The organism is Halopelagius fulvigenes, from assembly GCF_055398025.1.
In genome coordinates, this window is sequence record NZ_AP043846.1 from 2,273,772 (window position 1) to 2,291,643 (window position 17,872).

The 17,872-nt window shown below is 68.1% G+C and carries 17 protein-coding genes; 13 read left to right on the top strand and 4 right to left on the bottom strand.

All coding sequences use genetic code 11. From position 1 onward, the window contains the following. Positions 1 to 136: 136 nt before the first annotated feature. The 5 genes from ACZ522_RS16520 to ACZ522_RS16540 all read left to right on the top strand — a co-directional run bounded on the left by ACZ522_RS16520 (position 137) and on the right by ACZ522_RS16540 (position 7,010). Positions 137 to 1,432, top strand: coding sequence for a hypothetical protein (locus ACZ522_RS16520; protein ID WP_379697161.1), 1,296 nt, complete (start codon positions 137 to 139; stop codon positions 1,430 to 1,432). Positions 1,433 to 1,535: 103 nt separating this feature from the next. Further along, positions 1,536 to 2,312: a sulfite exporter TauE/SafE family protein gene (locus ACZ522_RS16525; RefSeq protein ID WP_379697159.1), complete on the top strand. Its 777-nt coding sequence runs from the start codon at positions 1,536 to 1,538 to the stop codon at positions 2,310 to 2,312. Between the two features lie 116 nt (positions 2,313 to 2,428). Continuing rightward, a complete protein-coding gene (locus tag ACZ522_RS16530) occupies positions 2,429 to 3,838 on the top strand; it encodes a short-chain fatty acid transporter (protein ID WP_379697155.1) in 1,410 nt (469 codons plus the stop codon). Positions 3,839 to 3,851: 13 nt separating this feature from the next. Further along, positions 3,852 to 5,231 (top strand): TIGR00366 family protein, encoded by a 1,380-nt coding sequence (locus tag ACZ522_RS16535; RefSeq protein WP_379697152.1) that lies wholly within the window; start codon positions 3,852 to 3,854, stop codon positions 5,229 to 5,231. 51 nt (positions 5,232 to 5,282) lie between these two features. Then, positions 5,283 to 7,010: a phospholipase D-like domain-containing protein gene (locus tag ACZ522_RS16540; RefSeq protein ID WP_379697149.1), complete on the top strand. Its 1,728-nt coding sequence runs from the start codon at positions 5,283 to 5,285 to the stop codon at positions 7,008 to 7,010. 6 nt (positions 7,011 to 7,016) lie between these two features. Here ACZ522_RS16540 and ACZ522_RS16545 read toward each other — a convergent pair whose 3' ends face one another. Together ACZ522_RS16545 and ACZ522_RS16550 are read right to left on the bottom strand one after the other, a co-directional pair. Then, positions 7,017 to 8,945 (bottom strand): DHH family phosphoesterase, encoded by a 1,929-nt coding sequence (locus ACZ522_RS16545; RefSeq protein WP_379697146.1) that lies wholly within the window; start codon positions 8,943 to 8,945, stop codon positions 7,017 to 7,019. A 135-nt stretch (positions 8,946 to 9,080) separates the two neighbouring features. Beyond that, positions 9,081 to 9,965: a fructosamine kinase family protein gene (locus ACZ522_RS16550; protein ID WP_379697143.1), complete on the bottom strand. Its 885-nt coding sequence runs from the start codon at positions 9,963 to 9,965 to the stop codon at positions 9,081 to 9,083. A 139-nt stretch (positions 9,966 to 10,104) separates the two neighbouring features. Between ACZ522_RS16550 and ACZ522_RS16555 the strand changes: the two genes are divergently transcribed. The 3 genes from ACZ522_RS16555 (at position 10,105) to ACZ522_RS16565 (ending at position 11,629) form a co-directional block, all read left to right on the top strand. Then, on the top strand, positions 10,105 to 10,587 hold the full coding sequence (locus tag ACZ522_RS16555; RefSeq protein ID WP_379697140.1) for a Mov34/MPN/PAD-1 family protein: 483 nt from the start codon (positions 10,105 to 10,107) through the stop codon (positions 10,585 to 10,587). After that, positions 10,584 to 11,015 carry an FAD synthase family protein gene (locus tag ACZ522_RS16560; RefSeq protein ID WP_379697137.1) on the top strand — a complete coding sequence of 144 codons (432 nt, stop codon included), beginning with the start codon at positions 10,584 to 10,586 and terminating at the stop codon, positions 11,013 to 11,015. Before ACZ522_RS16555 ends, ACZ522_RS16560 begins: the two co-directional genes overlap by 4 nt. 104 nt (positions 11,016 to 11,119) lie before the next feature. After that, the gene (locus ACZ522_RS16565; protein WP_379697134.1) at positions 11,120 to 11,629 is read left to right on the top strand and encodes a GNAT family N-acetyltransferase; all 510 of its coding nucleotides are present in this window, start codon (positions 11,120 to 11,122) and stop codon (positions 11,627 to 11,629) included. Between the two features lie 88 nt (positions 11,630 to 11,717). Here ACZ522_RS16565 and coxB read toward each other — a convergent pair whose 3' ends face one another. Further along, the gene (coxB, locus tag ACZ522_RS16570) at positions 11,718 to 12,527 is read right to left on the bottom strand and encodes a cytochrome c oxidase subunit II (RefSeq protein WP_379697131.1); all 810 of its coding nucleotides are present in this window, start codon (positions 12,525 to 12,527) and stop codon (positions 11,718 to 11,720) included. 173 nt (positions 12,528 to 12,700) lie between these two features. Here coxB and cyoE point away from each other — a divergent pair, with 173 nt between their 5' ends. From cyoE to ACZ522_RS16590, 4 genes are all read left to right on the top strand, one after another. Continuing rightward, positions 12,701 to 14,053 carry a heme o synthase gene (cyoE, locus tag ACZ522_RS16575; RefSeq protein WP_379699872.1) on the top strand — a complete coding sequence of 451 codons (1,353 nt, stop codon included), beginning with the start codon at positions 12,701 to 12,703 and terminating at the stop codon, positions 14,051 to 14,053. Then, positions 14,050 to 14,727, top strand: coding sequence for a DUF7546 family protein (locus ACZ522_RS16580; protein ID WP_379697129.1), 678 nt, complete (start codon positions 14,050 to 14,052; stop codon positions 14,725 to 14,727). The genes cyoE and ACZ522_RS16580 overlap by 4 nt, the downstream gene beginning before the upstream one ends. An 82-nt stretch (positions 14,728 to 14,809) precedes the next feature. Further along, complete coding sequence (locus tag ACZ522_RS16585; RefSeq protein ID WP_379697126.1) at positions 14,810 to 15,040, top strand: SelT/SelW/SelH family protein; 231 nt, start codon at positions 14,810 to 14,812, stop codon at positions 15,038 to 15,040. Positions 15,041 to 15,044: 4 nt separating this feature from the next. After that, positions 15,045 to 15,458: a hypothetical protein gene (locus tag ACZ522_RS16590; protein WP_379697124.1), complete on the top strand. Its 414-nt coding sequence runs from the start codon at positions 15,045 to 15,047 to the stop codon at positions 15,456 to 15,458. Between the two features lies 1 nt (position 15,459). On the opposite strand, the gene ACZ522_RS16595 is transcribed toward ACZ522_RS16590, so the two are convergent. Next, positions 15,460 to 16,488, bottom strand: a complete 1,029-nt coding sequence (locus ACZ522_RS16595; RefSeq protein ID WP_379697122.1) for an aldo/keto reductase — start codon at positions 16,486 to 16,488, stop codon at positions 15,460 to 15,462. 317 nt (positions 16,489 to 16,805) lie between these two features. Between ACZ522_RS16595 and ACZ522_RS16600 the strand changes: the two genes are divergently transcribed. Beyond that, positions 16,806 to 17,852 (top strand): Gfo/Idh/MocA family protein, encoded by a 1,047-nt coding sequence (locus ACZ522_RS16600; protein WP_379697119.1) that lies wholly within the window; start codon positions 16,806 to 16,808, stop codon positions 17,850 to 17,852. Positions 17,853 to 17,872: the final 20 nt, after the last annotated feature.

Sequence of the window (17,872 nt, forward strand, 5' to 3'; positions counted from 1 at the left end):
CGGTTCGACCGCCGGTCCCCGCCCCGTCGCGCGAGAACTCCGAAGTCGGCGAATCGACGGCGCCGGGCGTCTCGCCGCCTTCACCGAACCCGCGACGACCATAATTATTTATCGTTCACAACCCTACCGACGGACTATGAGTGACTGGCGAACGGGAGCGAAGGCCCTCGCCGTCGCCGCCGCGTTGGCCGCGCTGGAAGTCGTCTCGTATCGGACGCTGAAGCGGTACGGGAGCGGCCTCAACAGCATCCCCACGGTCGTCATGGAGGAGTTCCCGGACGTCGACCGGGAGTTGCTGGGGAAGTTCACCAGCTTCGACCCGGAGTTAGGGTGGAGTCCCCAACCGAACACGACGAAGCAGAAGGACACCGGCGAACACCTCCCCGGCGAGGAGGTTCGGACGGTGGTCACGTACTCGACGGACGAGTACGGGAGTCGGGTGTGCCCCGCGAGGGACCGCCGGGAGGAGGACGTTCGCGTCTCGACGTACGGCGACTCGTACTGCTTCTGCCGGGAGGTGGACGACGACGAGACGTTCCAGAACCACCTCGCCGAGAAGATAGACGCCCACGTCGGCAACTACGGCGGCGGGAACTACGGCCTCGACCAAGGACTCCTCCGCCTGAAGCGGAGGTACCCCGAGGACCCGACCGACTACGTGTTCATGGTCGTCACCGCGTCGTCCATCGCTCGCATCCTGAGCGTCTGGAAGCACTACCAGGAGTTCGGCAACGTCCTCGCGGTGAAGCCGCGGTACGTGCTGGAGGACGGCGAACTGCGACTCGTCGAGTCCCCCATCCGCGAGAGGGAGGACCTCCTCCACCTCGAAGACTACGCGGAGTTCCTCCGGAGCCACGACTACCACTACGAACACTGGTTCAAGCCGCACTTGGTGGAGTTCCCGTACGCGCCGGCCCTGTTCGGCGACTCCCGCCACCTGCGGTACGCGCTCTACGCGGCGCTCCGGGACGTCGAACGCGAGTACGGCGTCTCCGTCCCGGGAGTCGACCCCGGCGAGGGCCTGACCCGGACGACCGTCGAACTGGAACAGCCCCGGGTGAAGTACCACGAGGCGCTGTTCGACGAGAAGGAGGACCTGTTCTCCGCAATCGTCGGCGAGTTCGTCGAGTACGCCGAGGAGCGGGAGTTCACGCCGGTGTTCGTGATGGTCCAGCAACTCCGCTACGCGGCGTACGAGGAGGACCACGGCCCCATCTACGGCGACCTGCTGGACCGACTCGACGAGCGCTACCCGGCGCTCGAAACCGTCGACGTGGCTCGGCACCTGTCGGCGGACGGCGACGTGGAGTCGCTGTACGTCGAGCGAGGCGAGGGCGGGCACTACAGCCCGGAGACGAACGAGCGAATCGCGGAGGTTCTGCTCGACGAGGTGCTCGCCCGGCCGGAGAGCGGCCCCGAGATGGACCGGTGACCCGCGACGCCGACCGACGGCCGACGCCCGAGGGCGGCGAGAGCGACCCGTTCCGGCGTCGTCGGGGTCGGAGTCGCGGTCGAAGAGACGGGGTGACCGGACGGTGAACTTCCCGTTCGACCCGGCGCTCCAGTTGACCCTCGTCCTGATCGCGCTGGTCTCCGGCGTCGGCATCACGACCATCGGTCCGGGCGGCATCTTCGTCACCATCGCCCTCTACTCGCTGACGCCGATTTCGTCGGGGGAGGTGGCCGGCACCGCCCACCTGACGTTCGTCGCCACGGGTCTGCTCGCGAGCGCGATGTACACGTACTCCGGCGAGATGCACCTGAGCGGGAGTCGGACGATGGCGGCCATCCTGAGCGTCTCCAGCGTCGCCGGCGCGTTCCTCGGGGCGTACGCGAACTCGTTCGTCCCCCGCGACCTGTTCGGCGTCCTCCTCGGCGCGGTCGCGATGGTCACCGGCGTCGTCCTCGTCTACCGGGAGCGGCGCGGACTCAGCCCCGTCTACGACCTCGACGTGGCGACGACGATGGGACGGGTCGTCCTCGCCGTCCTCGGGTTCGGCCTCGGCGTCGCGAGCGGACTCCTGGGCGTCGGCGGCCCCGTCATCGCCGTGCCCGCCTTGGTGCTCGTCGGCGTCCCGATGCTGCCCGCCCTCGCCGTCGCGCAGGTGCAGTCGATATTCATCGCGGCGTTCGCCGCCTCGGGGTACTTCGTGCAGGGCAACGTCCTGTTTCCACTCGCCGTCCTCGTCGGTACGCCCCTGCTCGTCGGCGTCGTCGCGGGCTGGAAAATCGCCCACTTGGTCGACCCGGCCCGATTGAAGGTGGCGCTGGGCGCGGTCCTCTTCGCCGTCGGGCCGTACCTCGCGCTCTGACCGGCCGCCGAATTATACACTAACTTTTATGAAATTACCGCGTCAACATCGGCCGTTGGGTGGCGATTCATGGAAACGACAGCTAACCGGGTTCGGTATCGGGGGAGGATCGACAGATGAGCTCCGCTTCGGATCGGAGTTTCTTCACGCGCCTGGGCGACGGCGCGAGCCGAATCGTCCAGCGCTTCCTGCCGGACGCGTTCATCTTCGCGCTCCTGCTCACGTTCGCGACGATGCTTCTCGCCGTCGTCTTCACGAACAAGGGGCCCGGCGAGGTGGTGGCCCACTGGGGCCGGGGGTTCTGGTACGTCCTCACCTTCTCGATGCAGGCGTCTCTCGCCCTCATGACCGGGTGGGCGTTCGCCGACTCGCCGCCGATAAAGCGGGTGCTCCGACGCGTCGCCGACGTTCCGGAGACGCAGACGCAGGCGATATTCGCCACCGCGGTCGTCGGGATGGTGTTCGGACTGTTCCACTGGGGCGTCGTCCTCATCGCCTCGGCAATCTTCGCGCGCGAAGTCGGCATCGCGATGGAACAGAAGGGCGTAGACGTCCACTACCCGCTCTTGGTGGCGACGGCCTACGCCGGACTGCTCCCGTGGCACCAGGGGCTCTCCGGCGCCGCGCCGCTTCTCGTCGCGACGCCGGACCACTTCCTCGCGGGCCAGATCGGCGTCATCCCCGTCTCGCAGACGATTTTCAGCCCGGCCAACCTCGTCATCGTCGCGGGAGTCGTGCTGGTGACCGTCGTCCTCATGCCGCTCATGGCCCCGGACGACGATGAGGACCTGATAACCGTCCCGGAAGAGCAACTCCGAAAGGCCGAACAACCGGTCACGGACGGCGGCGCGGCCGTCCCGCCCACTCGTCTGCGCGAGGCCGGGTGGAAGTCCGCGCTGTTGGACAGCAAGGCCGTCTGCGTGAGCCTCGGCGTCCTCATCTGGATATACCTCGGCTACCTGTTCGCCACGAACGACTTCATGTCGGTGTTCAACCTGAACGTCTTCATCTCCGTGATGTTCGGGTTGGGTTTCATCTTCCACATGACGCTCCGGAGCTACATCGACGTCTTCCGGGACGCCATCGAGGGGGCGAGCCAGATACTCATCCAGTTCCAGTTCTACGGCGGCATCATGGGCATCATGGCGTGGTCGGGGCTGGCCACGCTCATCGCTCAGACCGCCGCGCAGTACTCGACGGAGACGACGTGGTACCTCGCGGCATTCCTCTCGGCGGGGACGGTGAACTTCTTCGTCCCCTCCGGCGGCGGCCAGTGGGTCGTCACCGGGAACGTGATGATAAACGCCGCACAGAGCATCCAAGGCGTCGCCATCGACAAGACCGTCGTCGCGTTCGCCATGGGCGACCAGTGGACGAATATGATCCAGCCGTTCTGGGCGCTTCCCGTCCTCGGCATCGCGGGACTGTCCATCCGCGACATGATGGGCTACGTCGGCGTCCTGTTCGTCTTCAGCGGCATCGTGATGGGAATCGGCGCGCTGCTCATGGGGATGGGGGTCCTCTAGGAGGTGTCGTGAGATGGCGACAGACACCTCCGGCGCGGCGACGGCGGACGGCGACGACGGGTTCGTCCCCGCCATGGGACAGTTCTTCCCCGAGTCGCTGACCCTCGCGGCCCTGCTCGCGGTACTCGCACTGCTGGTCACGATTCCGTACCTGCCGGCCGTGACGCAACTGGAACTGTTCGCGACCGGCTTCTTCGCGCTGTTCACCGTCCAGATGCCGCTCATCCTGCTTTGGGTGCTGTCGGCCACCGTCGTCGAATCGCGGCGGGTCGGCCGACTGCTCGACCGACTCGCCGGCGCGGTGCCGACGGGGAGCCAGCGGTCGGTCGTCTACGCGACGGGGTTCCTCGCCGTGCTGTTGGGGTGGGTCAACTGGGCGTTCGGCCTCATCGGTGCGGTCTACGTCGGCCAGCGACTCTGCCGGGAGGCGGAGGAAAACGGCGTTCGGGTCCACTACCCGCTGGTGTTGACCGCCGCCCTCCTCTCGTTGGTTGTCGCGAACGTCGGCCTGTCGAGTCCGGGGGCGCTGATGATGGCCGACGCCGAGGGGACGACGAACTTCCTCGTGAACCCCGAGCAGGGGCGACTCGTCGCCGACGTGTCGGCGTTCCTGCTCCACCCCGCGAACGTCGTCTCCGTGCTCCTGTTCCTGTTCACCCTCCCGGCGATACTGGCGGCGTTGGCTCCCGACGACGAGAGCGAGCGCGAACCGCTGTCGTCGTACACGTCACTCCTGGAGGGGACGATAGCGGAGTCGTTCGCGCACTACGAACCGCCGCCGGCCGAGGAGTGGGTGGTCGCCGATAGACTCGAACAGTCCCGCCTCATCAGCGTCGTGACGTTCCTGCTCGGCGCGATTTCGTTCGGCGCGTACTTCGCCACGGGCGGCGGGCTGACGCTCCTGTGGCTCCTGTTCGGGCTGATGATGCTCGGCATCCTCGTCCAGGAGCGACCGATGGCGTTCGTCGCGAAGACCCGAAACGCGACCCGGTGGGCGAACCACGTCGCCATCCCGTTTCTGCTGTACGCCGGCGTGTACGCCCTGCTGTCCGAGGCGGGCCTGTACGCCGCTATCGGCGACGCGCTGGCGGCGACGGGGTTCACGCAGGTCGCCTCCTACGTCGTCGCCCTCCTCGTCGGCGTGCTGATTCCGAGTCCGGGGTCGGTGTGGGTCGTGCAGGGACCGGCCGTGGTCGCCGCGGGCGCGGACCTCGTCCCCTCGCTTGTCTCGGTGATGTACGGGGCGGGCGTCTCGAACCTCTGGCTCGGCTTCCTGTTCGTCGGCGTCCTCGGGATCGTCTACGGCTTCGACTGGCGGGAGTACGTCCGCTACGCCGCCGTCGTCACCGTCTACGTCTCCGTCGTCGTGGCGGCCCTGCTTGTCGTCTTCTGACCCCGCCCGGCCCTCCGAGCGTTCAAGTGGGATGGGGCGGCCACCCCCGCCGTGTCGCTCACCCGCGCCGCCCCGATGCTCGCCGTCTGCTGGGTGCTCTGTTCGCTCGTCGCGCCAGTCGCCGCCGCGCCCGCCCCCGCCGAGTCCTCGCACGGCGTCGGAACGGCAGCGGGTGCGACGGCGACAGGGAACGCGCCGACGACAGGGAACGCGACGGCAGACGCGACGTCGACGCCGGACGGTTCCGGTCGGTCGCCGTCGATTCTCTCGGCCTACCCGAACCCCCTGACGGACGGCGATACCGGCGAGTTCGTCGTCGTCCGCACCGGCGGAGCGGCGAATCTGACGCTCTCGGACGGCGAATCGAACGCCTCCGTCCCGCCCGACGCCGGCGTCGTCGCCGTCGCCTCCGACCCGTCGCGGGCGCGGAACCTGACGGACCGTCCGGTCGTCGCCGCGCGCCTCGACCTGTCGAACGCGGGCGAACGTCTCGTCCTCCGGCGGGGCGGCGTCGTCGTAGGCGAAACGACGTACGGGCGCGCGCCCGACGCCGAACGCTGGAACGCGACGACCGAACGGTGGGTCCCGCGCGGGTTAGCCCTCCGCGAACCCGTCTCCGCCGGCCCGGCGAACGCGACGGCGTTCGTCCTCCCCGACGACCCGAGCGTCGTCCGCGAGACGCTCCGGAGGGCCGACGAGCGAATCCTGCTCGCTGGCTACACGCTCTCCTCGACTCGGGTCGCCGACGCACTCGTGGCTGCCCACCGCCGCGGCGCGGACGTGCGAGTCCTCGTGGAGGGGAGCCCCGTCGGCGGCGTCTCGACGCGGCAGGCGGAGACGCTGACGAGACTCACGCGGGCGGGCGTCGCCGTCCGCGTCGTCTCCGGTCCGCGGGCGCGGTTCGACTACCACCACGTGAAGTACGCCGTCGCGGACGGGGCGGCCCTCGTCTCGACGGAGAACTGGAAACCCACCGGGACCGGCGGCCGGAAGAACCGCGGGTGGGGCGTCCGCGTCGATGACGCGCGAACCGCCGCGGAACTCGCGTCGGTGTTCGCACACGACTTCGGCGGCGCGGACGCCGCGCCGTGGCGGGAGTACCGGCGCGGGCGAACGTTCGCGGACTCCTCGCCCGTCGAGGGCGACTTCCCGCGGCGGGTCGTCTCCGAGTCCACCGCCGCCGAGTCCGTCGCCGTCGGGGAGGTGCGCGTCCTGACCGCGCCCGGGAACGCCGGGTCGGCGATAGTCGAACGGTTCGACGGGGCGGAGCGCGGTATCGACGTTCTCGCCCCGCGGGTGGACCCGGAGAGTCGCTTCTTCGACGCGCTCCGACGGGCGGCGCGCCGGGGCGTCCGCGTCAGGATACTGCTGTCGAACGCGTGGTACGACGAGGAGGCGAACGCGGCGCTGGTGAACCGGACGGAGACGCTCCGGGAGAGGGGGTACGACATCGAAGCGAGAGTCGCCCGTCCGGACGGGCGGTTCGGAAAGGTCCACGCGAAGGGCGCCGTCGTGGACGGCGAACGGGCGTTCGTCGGCAGTCTCAACTGGAACGACCGCGCCGCGACGGAGAACCGCGAAGTCGTCCTCGAACTCGTCGGCGAGGGCCCGGCGTCGTACTACGCGGCGGCGTTCGAGGCCGACTGGCGGGCGAGCGAACCCGGCGGCGGGCGGTGGGGGAAGAAGACGAAGACGACGGCGACGCTCGTCGTCGGTGCGCTCTGTTCGCTGGCGCTCGCGGCGTGGGTGACGAAGAAGACGGTTCGGTTCGACGCCTGAGCGGTCCTACTGCAGGTCCGTTTCGACGGACGCCTGCGAGGAGATCTCCTCGTCGATGTCGGCGTCGGCCATCTTGCGGACGAGGCTGTCGATGACCTCCTCGCGCATCCCCTTGACGAACTTGATGGACCCGACGACGAGGTGACCGCCGCCGGAGACACCGCCGCCGACGACTTCCTCGTTCAACTCGGCGACCATCCGCGGGATGTCGAGTCGGACGCCGTCGGAGCGGAGGACGGCGAAGTCCGGCCCGTAGCCGATGGTGATGACCGGTTCTTCGAGTTCGGTCACCTTCCGGTCGTGGAGTTTGCCGGTGGTCTTGCCCGGCGCGGGGTAGGTGAAGCGGTGCGCCCACTCGTCTAAGTCTATCTTGTAGAGGTGCGCACCGCTGTTGAGGCGTTCGTGTTCGAGGTGGGACTCGGCGGCTTCGAGTTGGCGTTCCACGTCGCGTTCCGCGCGGGTGGCGAGGAACTCGACCAGTTCCTCGTGTCGCTCCTCGTCGTCGCACCCGACGTTCAGCACGTCGTTGACGATGGTCTGTCCGTCGCTGTAGCGGAGCCAGTGGGCCGCGTAGTCGAGGGCCTCGCCCACGTCGAGCAGTTGTTCGCGGTCGTACCCCTCCTCCTCGGCGAGAGCGACGTAGTCGGACATCGCCTCGGCCTTCGACCGGTCCGAGAGGCCGGCGACGGCGGGGACGTGGCGCAGACTGTCGCTGATGGAGGGGTCGATCATCCGCGCGAGTTCGACGCACATCATGCCAGTCGTGATGCGGTAGTCCTCGTCGTACAGGTACGGGTTGACGTGCGCGTCCAGGAGGGGGTTCACCGCCTCGGGGTCGGGGTGGTGGTGGTCCACGACGGCGATGGGCACGTCGTAGTGCGCGAGGTTCTCGTAGGCGGGTACGTCCTCCTCGGTGGACCCGTTGTCGAGCATGAGGAGGAGGGGGAGTTTCTGGCCGTGGCGCGCGCGGCCTTCGAGCGCGAAGTTCAGGTCGCGGGTCACGTCCTCCATCTCGTAGAACGGAGCCTTCGAGGGGAGGCGCTTGAACAGGTGCCGCGGCGCGTCGGGGTCGTCGTGAACCTCCGCGATGAAGTTCTCCACGGCGAGTTGGACCGGGACGGAGGCGCACATGCCGTCGCCGTCGGCGTGGTGGCGGACGCGGATGGGCCGCCCTTCGAGGACGGTTCGGCGGAGTAGGCGCGCCACCTCGCGCAGGTCGTCGCGGAGTTTCTCGAAGGCGTCCCACTCGACGAGGGGGTCGACGTCGGCGGGTTCCGCGCGGGCTTCGAGGGCGTCGTCGATTCGGTCGCGGACGTCGGCGGCGGCGTCGCCGTCGAGTTTCGTGAGCGATTCGACCTCCAACTGGAGGCTCTCCTCGTGGTTCTCGACGCTTCCGCCGAGGCGGACGGCGTCGCCGAGTTCGACGTCGGGGTAGGCGCGGACGCCGGCCTCCTCGAACGCGGCGGCGGAGACGATGCCGGACTGGTCCACGATGCGGAAGATGGTCGGACCGCCCGTCTGTTTTATCTGCGCGACGACTCCCTCGACGTGGACGGCGTCGCCGGAGGAGAGGTCCGCGATGGGCGTGATGTCGTGTTCGTGTTCGACGACGACGGTTCGGTAGTCGGAGGGGTCCACCGCGGAGAAGGCGACGTCGCCGTTCTCCTTCACCTCGTCGAGGCTGACGATGAGGCGGTCGCCGACCTCGTAGGTGCGGTCGAGGTTCGATTCGTGGACGAGACCCGACACCTCGTCGGAGATATCGACGAAGATACCGTACTCGACGACGCCGTTGACGACGGCGTGGTAGTTCTCGTTCACGTCCGCATCGTCGAGCGTGCAGTTCGGTGCGAGATCGAAGACGACAGGTCGCGAGTCGGCGTCCGAATCCGGAGCCGACTCGCCGCCGGAATCTCCGGCGTTTTCGAGAGTCATGGTCGCGCCTAGTAGTCGGGCGGTGTTAAGCTTTACATGATACGCCGACGAGCGGTGCGGGGTGATATCTCGCGCTGAACCGCGGGACCGGCCGGCGGTACGGCGATACGTGCGCCCGGCGGCGCGTCCCGCCGGTCAGTAGCCGAGACGCTCCAACGCCTCGTCCAACTCCGAGAGGTAGCGGTCGCCGAACACCCGGACGTGTTCGAGAATCGGGTAGAGGCGGTACGCCGGGCGTCGCTCCTCGAAGAAGCCGTCTTCGACGCCGCGGCGTTCGCGGTAGCGGTCGAAGAACGCGTCTCCGAACGCGTTCGTTCCGACGACGTAGGCGAGTTCGACCTCCGGGTGGCCGTAGTAGATTGCGGGGTCCAAGAACGCCCGCACCTCCGCGCCGGAGACGACGAGGTTCGCCTCCCACACGTCGCCGTGGACGAGGGCGGGCGCGTCGGGTTCGGTCAGGACGGCGTCGATGTCCTCGGCGAACGCCTCGATTCGCCGCCGATACGGGGCGGGGAGACTCCCCTCGGCGACTGCCTCGTCCGCGCAGTGGCGGAGGCGGTGGTCGCGGTAGAACTCGACCCACGAGTCGGTCCACGGGTTCGGCTGGCGGTACGGACCGCTCAGCGTGTCCCGCGGGAACCCGAAGGCGTCGGCGGTCACCCCGTGGAGGGCGGCGAGGTGGTCCGCGACGTTCCGTTGGAGGGCGGGGCCGAACGTCGGGTCCGCCTCGCCCTCGACGAACTCCATCACGAGCAAGTCGTCCTCGGCGTGGAACACCTCGGGGACGGGAATCGGCGACTCCGCGGCGAGATACCGGAGCATCTCGGCTTCGACGGTGAGCGGCGTGCCCCCGACTTTCGCCACGAGGGGGTCGCGGCCCGAGACGGAGACGCGGTAGACGGTTCCGACGAACCCGCCGTCGAGTTCGGTCAGGTCCGTCGCGGGCGCGTCGAACAGCGATTCGACGCGGGTTCGAATCTCCTCCGGCGTCGGCGTCTCGGGGGCGTCGTCTGCGGCCATACTCCCCGTCGGACGGTGACGGTGGTGAGGCTGACGCTTCCGAATCGCCGGGGGTCGATCGGCGAATCCGATGCCGTCTGCCGATTCCGCCGTCGGCAGGACCGCAACTCTTAGAAGGCGACGCGCCGGAGTTCGTAGCATGCGCCTCTTTCGGTCGGGAGAGATTCTCGGCATCGCCGAGGACGCACTCGAGTTCGCACTCGAGGCCTCCCGCGAAACGCACCCCAACGAGTACATGGGGTTCCTGCGCGGAGAAGACGCACGGAGTCTCGGACTCGACCGACAGGGGACGGTCATCACGGACGTCCTCATCGTTCCGGGGACGAAGTCCGACCCGACGAGTGCCACCGTGGACTCGAACATGATTCCCAACGACATGCGCGCCGTCGGGTCGATTCACTCCCACCCGAACGGCGTCCTCCGCCCCAGCGACGCCGACTTGGACACGTTCGGCAACGGGAAGGTCCACATCATCGTCGGCGCGCCGTACGAACGAACCGACTGGCGGGCGTTCGACCAGTACGGCGACCAACGGAGTTTGGACGTCCTCGACGTGGAACTGGACGACCCCGAGGAGTTCTTCGACTTCACCGAGGACGACTTGGACCTGGACGACGCATGACCGAGAGAGTCATCGCGCAGGGGACGTTCGACATCCTCCACCCCGGCCACCTGCACTACCTTCGCGACGCCGCCGCCCTCGGCGACGAACTCCACGTCATCGTCGCGCGGCGGGAGAACGTCACCCACAAGGCGAAACCCGTCCTCCCCGACAGGCAACGCCGGGACATGGTGGACGCCTTGGAGATGGTCGCGGAGGCGCACCTCGGCCACCGCGAGGACATCTTCGTCCCCATCGAACGCATCGAACCCGACGTCATCGTCCTCGGCCACGACCAACACCACGACGAGGACGGCATCCGCGCCGCCCTCGCGGAACGCGGCATCGACTGCGACGTGACCCGCGCGTCGCCCTGCGAAGCGCGGTACGACGGCGAACTGCTCTCGACGGGCCGAATCGTCGACCGCATCCTCGAACGGCGCGGATGAGGCGGTCGACCCGTGCAGCGTAGTCTCGGAACCCGACGCGAGGGGCGTGTCGCAGTACCGCCCTTCACCGAACCTTCAATCCGCCCGCTAGCGGAGAGACGCGCATGAGGACTCGGGACGCGACCCCCGCCGACGCCGACGCTATCCGGACCGTCCACTACCGTGCTATCGAAGAACTCGGTCCGCGAGCGTACAGCCGAGAGCAGGTAGACGCGTGGGCCGAGGGATGCGAGTCCGCGGACTACGTCTCGGCCATCGAGGCAAACGAGAGAGAGTTCATCGTCGCGGAACTCGACGGGGAAGTCGAGGCGTTCGGTTCGTTGAAACTGCTCCCCCCGGACGGGTACGAAGCGGACGTAGATGCGGAGGTCACGGGGGTGTACGTCCACCCCTCGGCCGTTCGCCGGGGCGTGGGGACGAGTGTCTATTCGGAGTTGGAACGGCGGGCCAGAACGCACAACGTCCGCACGCTCGGGCTCTCGGCCTCGCTCAACGCGGTCTCGTTCTACGAGGCCCGCGGATACGTGCGAGTGAGAGAGTACACCCACGAGTTCTCGGGTCACGAGTCTACGGGGGTGACAGGGACCGTCGTCGAGATGAAGAAGGAACTGTAGACGCAGTCGCCGGACGACGGATCGAGGATGCGACACCCTCCGCTGGGCGCGTTGAGTCGGCCGAAGAAAGTGCGGGTGGACGGTTACGTTACTGCCCTTCGCTGGTGCTGTTACCGCCGCTACCGCTGGTGCTGTTACCGCCGCTGCCGCCGGTGCTGGTGCTGTTACCGCCGCTACTGCTGTTCTGTTGCTCGCTCAGCCACTGCTGGTACTCGTCCTGCGGGACGACTTTCATGGTGAAGTACATCTGCGAGTGGGAGACGCCGCAGTACTCCGCGCAGTAGCCTTGGTACGTCCCCGTCTCGTAGGGGACGGTGTTGATGGTGTTGAGCTGTCCGGGCATCGCGTCCTGCTTCAGGCCCAACTCGGGCACGTGGAACGCGTGTACCACGTCCCGACTGGTCACGTGGATGATGACGGTCCTGTCCTTGGGGACGACTATCTCGGTGCCGGTCGTGAAGTTACCCGCCTGCGGGTACGACATCTCCCAGCCCCACTGGTACGCTTCTGCGCGGACGACCACGGGGTCGCCCTGACCCTGTTCGACCTGCGGTTCCGCGGCGTTGTAACCCTGCGTGTACGTCACGTCCGCGAGGACGCCGTACGACGCAACGCCGACGAAGAGCAGGATGATGGCCGTCGCGATGGTCCAGGTGATTTCGAGGCGACGGTTCTCCCGCGTCGGAAGCGGGTTACCGCTGTTCCGGAACTTCACCACCGTGTAGAGGAGGATGGCCTCCACGAGCAGGGTGATGGGTACTGCCACGTACAGGAGTTTTCCGTTCAGCTCGTTGATCAACTGCGCGCTAGACGACGGTTGCGCCGCGACGGGGAGTGCGGCGAGCGCCATCGCCAGCATCGAGAGCAGAGGAACGAGCGCCAAGCGCGTCTTTCGCATCTTATCGAGGGTTAGGAACAAGGGCCTAAATAGTTGCTGACTCCCGCACAGCGGCCCCCACGGGCGAAAGCGCGGGTCCTAAATAGAGTGCGTTCGAAACCGCTCTCAGGTGCTTACTCGTGGAATCGACTCGCACACACGATACCGTCCACGGCCTCCTCGCGGCGACGGCGATGGGCGTCTATCTCCTGTTACTCGTCGGAGCGACGACGGCCGTGACCGACGCCGCCGCGGCGTGTACTGCGTGGCCCGCCTGCGGTGACGGCTTCGCCACGCCGACGACGCTCGCCGGGTGGGTGGCCATCGGCCACCGAATCGCGGCGGTGGCCGTCGGACTGCTCGGCGTCGTGACGCTCGTCGCCGCCCTCCGCGCCGACGTCGAGCGTCGCGTCCTCGTGCCGATGCTCGTCGCCGGCGCGTTGTACCCGGTGCAGGCGGGACTCGGCGCTCTCGTCGCCACGGAAGGCGGCGGCGGGACGCTCTCCGCCCTCCACCTCGCCGTCGGGATGGCCATCTTCGGCGGCCTCGTGGCGGCGTTGGCATGGTCGCTCGAATCCGAGACCGGCGACCCCTCGGAGTCGCCGACCGGCCACCCGGAACCGGACCTCCCGCCCGCGGAGTCGCACGGCCCGGAGGTTCCGACCGCCCCCCTCGCCCGCGCGAAGGCGACGGCGAACGCGTACTTCCGGATGATGAAACCGCGGCTGATGTGGCTGCTCTGTCTCGTCGCCTCGGCGGGGATGGCCCTCGCGAGCGCGACGACCGGGGGACTCTCCCCCGAGATAGTGCTGGCGACGCTCGGCGGCGGCGTCCTCTCCATCGGCGCGTCGGGGACGTTCAACCACGTCTTCGAGCGGGACATCGACCGCCGGATGTCGCGGACGAACGACCGACCGCTGGCCACCGACCTCGTCCCCGTCCGCAACGCCATCGCGTTCGGACTCGCCCTCGCGGCGGCGTCGCTCGCGCTGTTCGCGTGGGTGAACGTTCTCGCGGCGGTGCTCGGCCTCGCTGCCATCATCTTCTACAGCGTCGTCTACACGCTGATGCTGAAGCCCAACACGGTGCAGAACACCGTCGTCGGCGGCGCGGCGGGCGCGCTCCCGGCGCTCATCGGCTGGGTCGCCGTGACGGGCGACGTGGGACTCGGCGGCCTCGTCTTGGCGACGGTCATCTTCCTGTGGACGCCCGCGCACTTCTACAACCTCGCGCTGGCGTACAAGGACGACTACGAGCGCGGCGGCTTCCCGATGATGCCCGTCGTCCGCGGCGAGACGACGACGCGGAAGCACATCCTCTGGTACCTCGGGGCGACGCTCGTCGCCGCGGGCGTGCTGGCGGCGACGGAAGCGCTGGGACTGCTGTACGCGCTCACGAGCGTCGCGTTCGGGGGCCTGTTCCTCTACTTCGTCGTCCGCCTGCACTACGAGCAGAGCGAGCGGGCGGCGTTCCGCGCGTTCCACGCCTCGAACGCCTATCTCGGCACGGTGCTTCTCGCCGTCGTCGTGGACACGTTGGCGCTATGACCTCCGTCTCCGCCGCGTTCTCCCGGCCCTCGCGCGACGACCTCCTCCTCGCCGGACTCCTCGCCAACACGCTCGTTCTCGCCGCTCTCGCCTACGTCGCGGCGGCGGGCATCTCGGTCACCCGACCGCGGTACGCGCTGTACGGACTCGTCTGGATACTCGTCGGCGTCCTCGCCGTCTGGAAAACCGACGTGGCCCCGACGGACAGGACGACGCGGCGTCGGGCCGCCGCCGTCGCCGTCGGCTACGCGGCCCTCCTCGCCGTCGCCGGCGGCGTCGTCGTCACCGCCGCGGGACAGGTTCCGGGGGCGGAGTGGGGAATGAGAATCGCCACGCTCGCGCCCGGGTGGGGACCGGCGCCCGTCCTCTCGACGCCGTACGCCGCCGTCGTTCTCATGCCCGCCCGCGTCGTCGGCTACCTCGCGTTGGCGTACCTCGTCTACGCCACCGTCATCGACGCCGCGGGGTCCGCGGTGTCGGGACTCCTCGGCCTCCTGTCGTGCGTCTCCTGTTCGTGGCCCATCGTCGTCTCGCTTCTGACGGGCGTCGTCGGCGGCGGGTCCGCCGTCGCCGCGGTGGCGTTCGACTTCTCCTACGACATCTCGACGGCGGTGTTCCTCGTCACCGTGGGACTGCTCTACTGGCGACCGTTCGGGTTCCGCCGCGGCGAGTGAACGCCGGGGGCGTCGGTCGCGCCCGCCGCGCCGCCCGTTCGGTCGCGCCGGGTTTACCTTCCTCCGCGGAGAACGTCCGCGCATGACGACCGTCGAAATCGAGTACTGCGTCCCCTGCGGCTTCCTCGACCGGGCCGAGGAGATTCAGCACTCGCTCCTGCGGCAGTTCGGCGAGAAGCTCGACAGGGTGGCGCTGGTGACCGGCGACCACGGCGTCCTGACCGTCGCGGTGGACGGCGAGACGGTCTGGGATAAAGCGGACGACGAGTACGACGTGGACGACATCACGCGCCGCGTCCGCGAGGCGCTTTGAGACGGTGAAGTCGGGCGAACACGCCGCCGTCGGCGCAGTCGTCGGGAGCGTCGCGGCCCTCCTTCTCGTCGGAACCGAGTCGCTCCCCCTCCTCGCGGCGTTCGTCGCGTACGGCGTCCTGTTGAGCGTCTTCGTCGATCTGGACCACTTCCTCCTCTCGCGGGTCGTCGTCGGCGACTGGCGACACCTCAGACTGGCCGTGACGAACCCGCGAGTCGGCCTGATAGAACAGGAGAAGGTGTTCGCGGGGTACGACGACGTGCTCCGCCCCCGGCGACTCCTCAGTCACCACGTCGTCGGCGGCGTCCTCGTCTTCGGCCTCGTGGCCGTCGGACTCGGCGGGGTGGCCGTCTTCAGCGCCGTCGTCCTCTACGCGCACGTCCTCTGCGACTACCTCCGCGACTTGGGGTACGCCTGAGTTACCGGGAGTGGCCCCAGAGCTCGCCGTCCTCGTCGTAGCGCGCGTTCGTGATTCGCTCCCACTGGTCGTCCGAGAGGTCCACCTCGGCCGCGCCGACGTTCTCGTCGAGTTGGTCGACGGTGCGCGCGCCGACGATGGGGACGACGGTGGCGTCGGGGTAGTCCATCAACCAGCGGAGCGACACCTGCGCGGGCGTGGCGTCTTCCTCCTCTGCGACTTCCTTCACGGCGTCTAAGACGTGCCACCCGCGTTCGGAGAGGTAAAACTGGTCGAACCGTTCGTCGAAGTCGGCGCGCGACCCGTCGGGCGCTTCGACTATCGTCGGGTCGTCGGGGTCGGCGCGTTCGTACTTTCCAGTGAGGAACCCACCCGCGAGAGGGGAGTACGGACAGACCGCCAGCCCTTGGTCGCCGCAGACGTCGAGGTAGTCGGCCACGTCCTCGTAGTAGCCCGCGTGGAACAGCGGTTGGGTCACCTCGAATCGCTCATAGCCCTCCACGTCGGACTTCCAGAGCGCCTTGGTGAGTTGCCACGCCGCCATCGTGGAAGCGCCGAGGTAGTTCACCTTGCCCTCCTCGACCAGACGGTTCAGCGTCGAGAGCGTCTCCTCGATGGGCGTCTCCTCGTCCCAGCGGTGGATGTAGTACAGGTCGAGGTAGTCGGTGCCCAGTCGGTCCAAGGTCCCCTCTATCTGGTTTCGGACGTGCGTCCGCGAGAGGCCCGACCCGTTGGGGTTGTCGTCGTCGAAGCCGAAGTACACCTTCGAGGCGATAACGAACTGCTCTCTGTCGCGGTCCGAGAGCCAATCGCCGATCCAGTCCTCGCTCGTCCCGTTCGGGTCGCCGTAGACGTTGGCGGTGTCGATGAAGTTGCCGCCGCGTTCGACGTAGGCGTCGAGGAGTTCGTGCGCCTCCTCCTTCGACGTCTCCAATACGCCGCCGGTCTTCCGGCCGAACCGCCACGTGCCGAAGCAGAGTTCGGAGACTTTCGTCCCTGTCGTCCCGAGTCGTCGGTAGTTGAGGCTCATAGTGAACACGTCTCACGCGTCGGTGAAAAACGTGACACTCCCGGCGAGGCCATCTCCCTCCGGTCGATGTCCTCTCTTCTCGATGGTCTCACCGACGTTCCACTCGCTCACTTCGTTCGCTCGCGGGACTCCCGGCGAGAGTGTTCGAACCGAACCCCTCCGTCTCGCATTCAATCTCCAAATCGAACACCCGTCTTCTCAGCGGAGTCAGATCCGAATTACAGAGGACGGAAACGTTCGGATCGGTCGTGTCTCAATTTAGATAGAATTTCGTTCTTGTCGGAACGTTTTTCACTCCGGAACTCCCCGGTGACGGCATGACGCATCTTTCGGTGGTCGCAATCGGTCTCGGCTCCCTCGGCAGACTGGAGAGCCACATCGCAAACTCGCTCGACGACGTCGAAATCGTCGGCGGCGCGGACCCCTCCGGGTCCGCCCGCGCGACGTTCGAATCGGAACTGCACGCGCCGGCGTACGACTCCCACGAGGAACTGCTGGACGCCGTGGACGCCGACGCCGCCATCATCTCCTCGCCGCACACCCTCCACTTCGAGCACGCGATGTCGTGTCTCGAACGCGGCGTCCACGTCCACCTGGAGAAGCCCATGGTGACGGACTTGGCGGACGCGCGCACCCTCGCCCGCGAGGCGGAGGCGCGCGACTGCGTCCTCGCCGTCGGCTACCAGCGACACTTCGACGACCGGTTCCGGGAGATTCGGCGCGTCATCGACGAGGGCCGCATCGGCACGCCGCACATGGCGACCTGCCACCTCGAACAGGTGTGGATAGACGCCGTCGGCGACAGTTGGCGCGGGAACCCGGCGCTGTCGGGCGGCGGCCAACTCTACGACTCGGGGTCGCACCTGCTCGATTCGCTCCTGTGGGCGACGCGGAGTACGCCCGTGGCCGTCGCCGCGACGGTGGACGCCCGCGGCGCGGACGTGGACGTGAACTCGGCGCTGGCCGTGACGCTCGAACGCGACGACGGCCGCATGACCGCGAGCGTCGGCGTCTCCGGCGCGGGGCGGAGTGCGCCCGCGCCCGGCGAGATGCTCTCCGTCTGGGGCACCGAGGGCTCCGTCTCCTTCGACGGCGAGACGATCCGCGTCACCGAGAACGGGACGACGTACGAGGCGACGCCCGAGGAACCGTCGTTCGAGGACCTCACGGAGCGGAAACTCGGCAACTTCTTCGACGCAGTTCGCGGCGACGCGGAGTCTCAGATTCCCCCCGCGGACGCGGTGAAGGTGACCGCACTCACCGAGGCGGCGTACGAGTCCGCCGACTCCGGCCGCCGCGTCGACGTCGACGCGAGCCTCGACGGGAACGTCGAATCACCCGTCGAACCCGTTCAGAACGACTGACGAGGGAGAGCACCCGATTT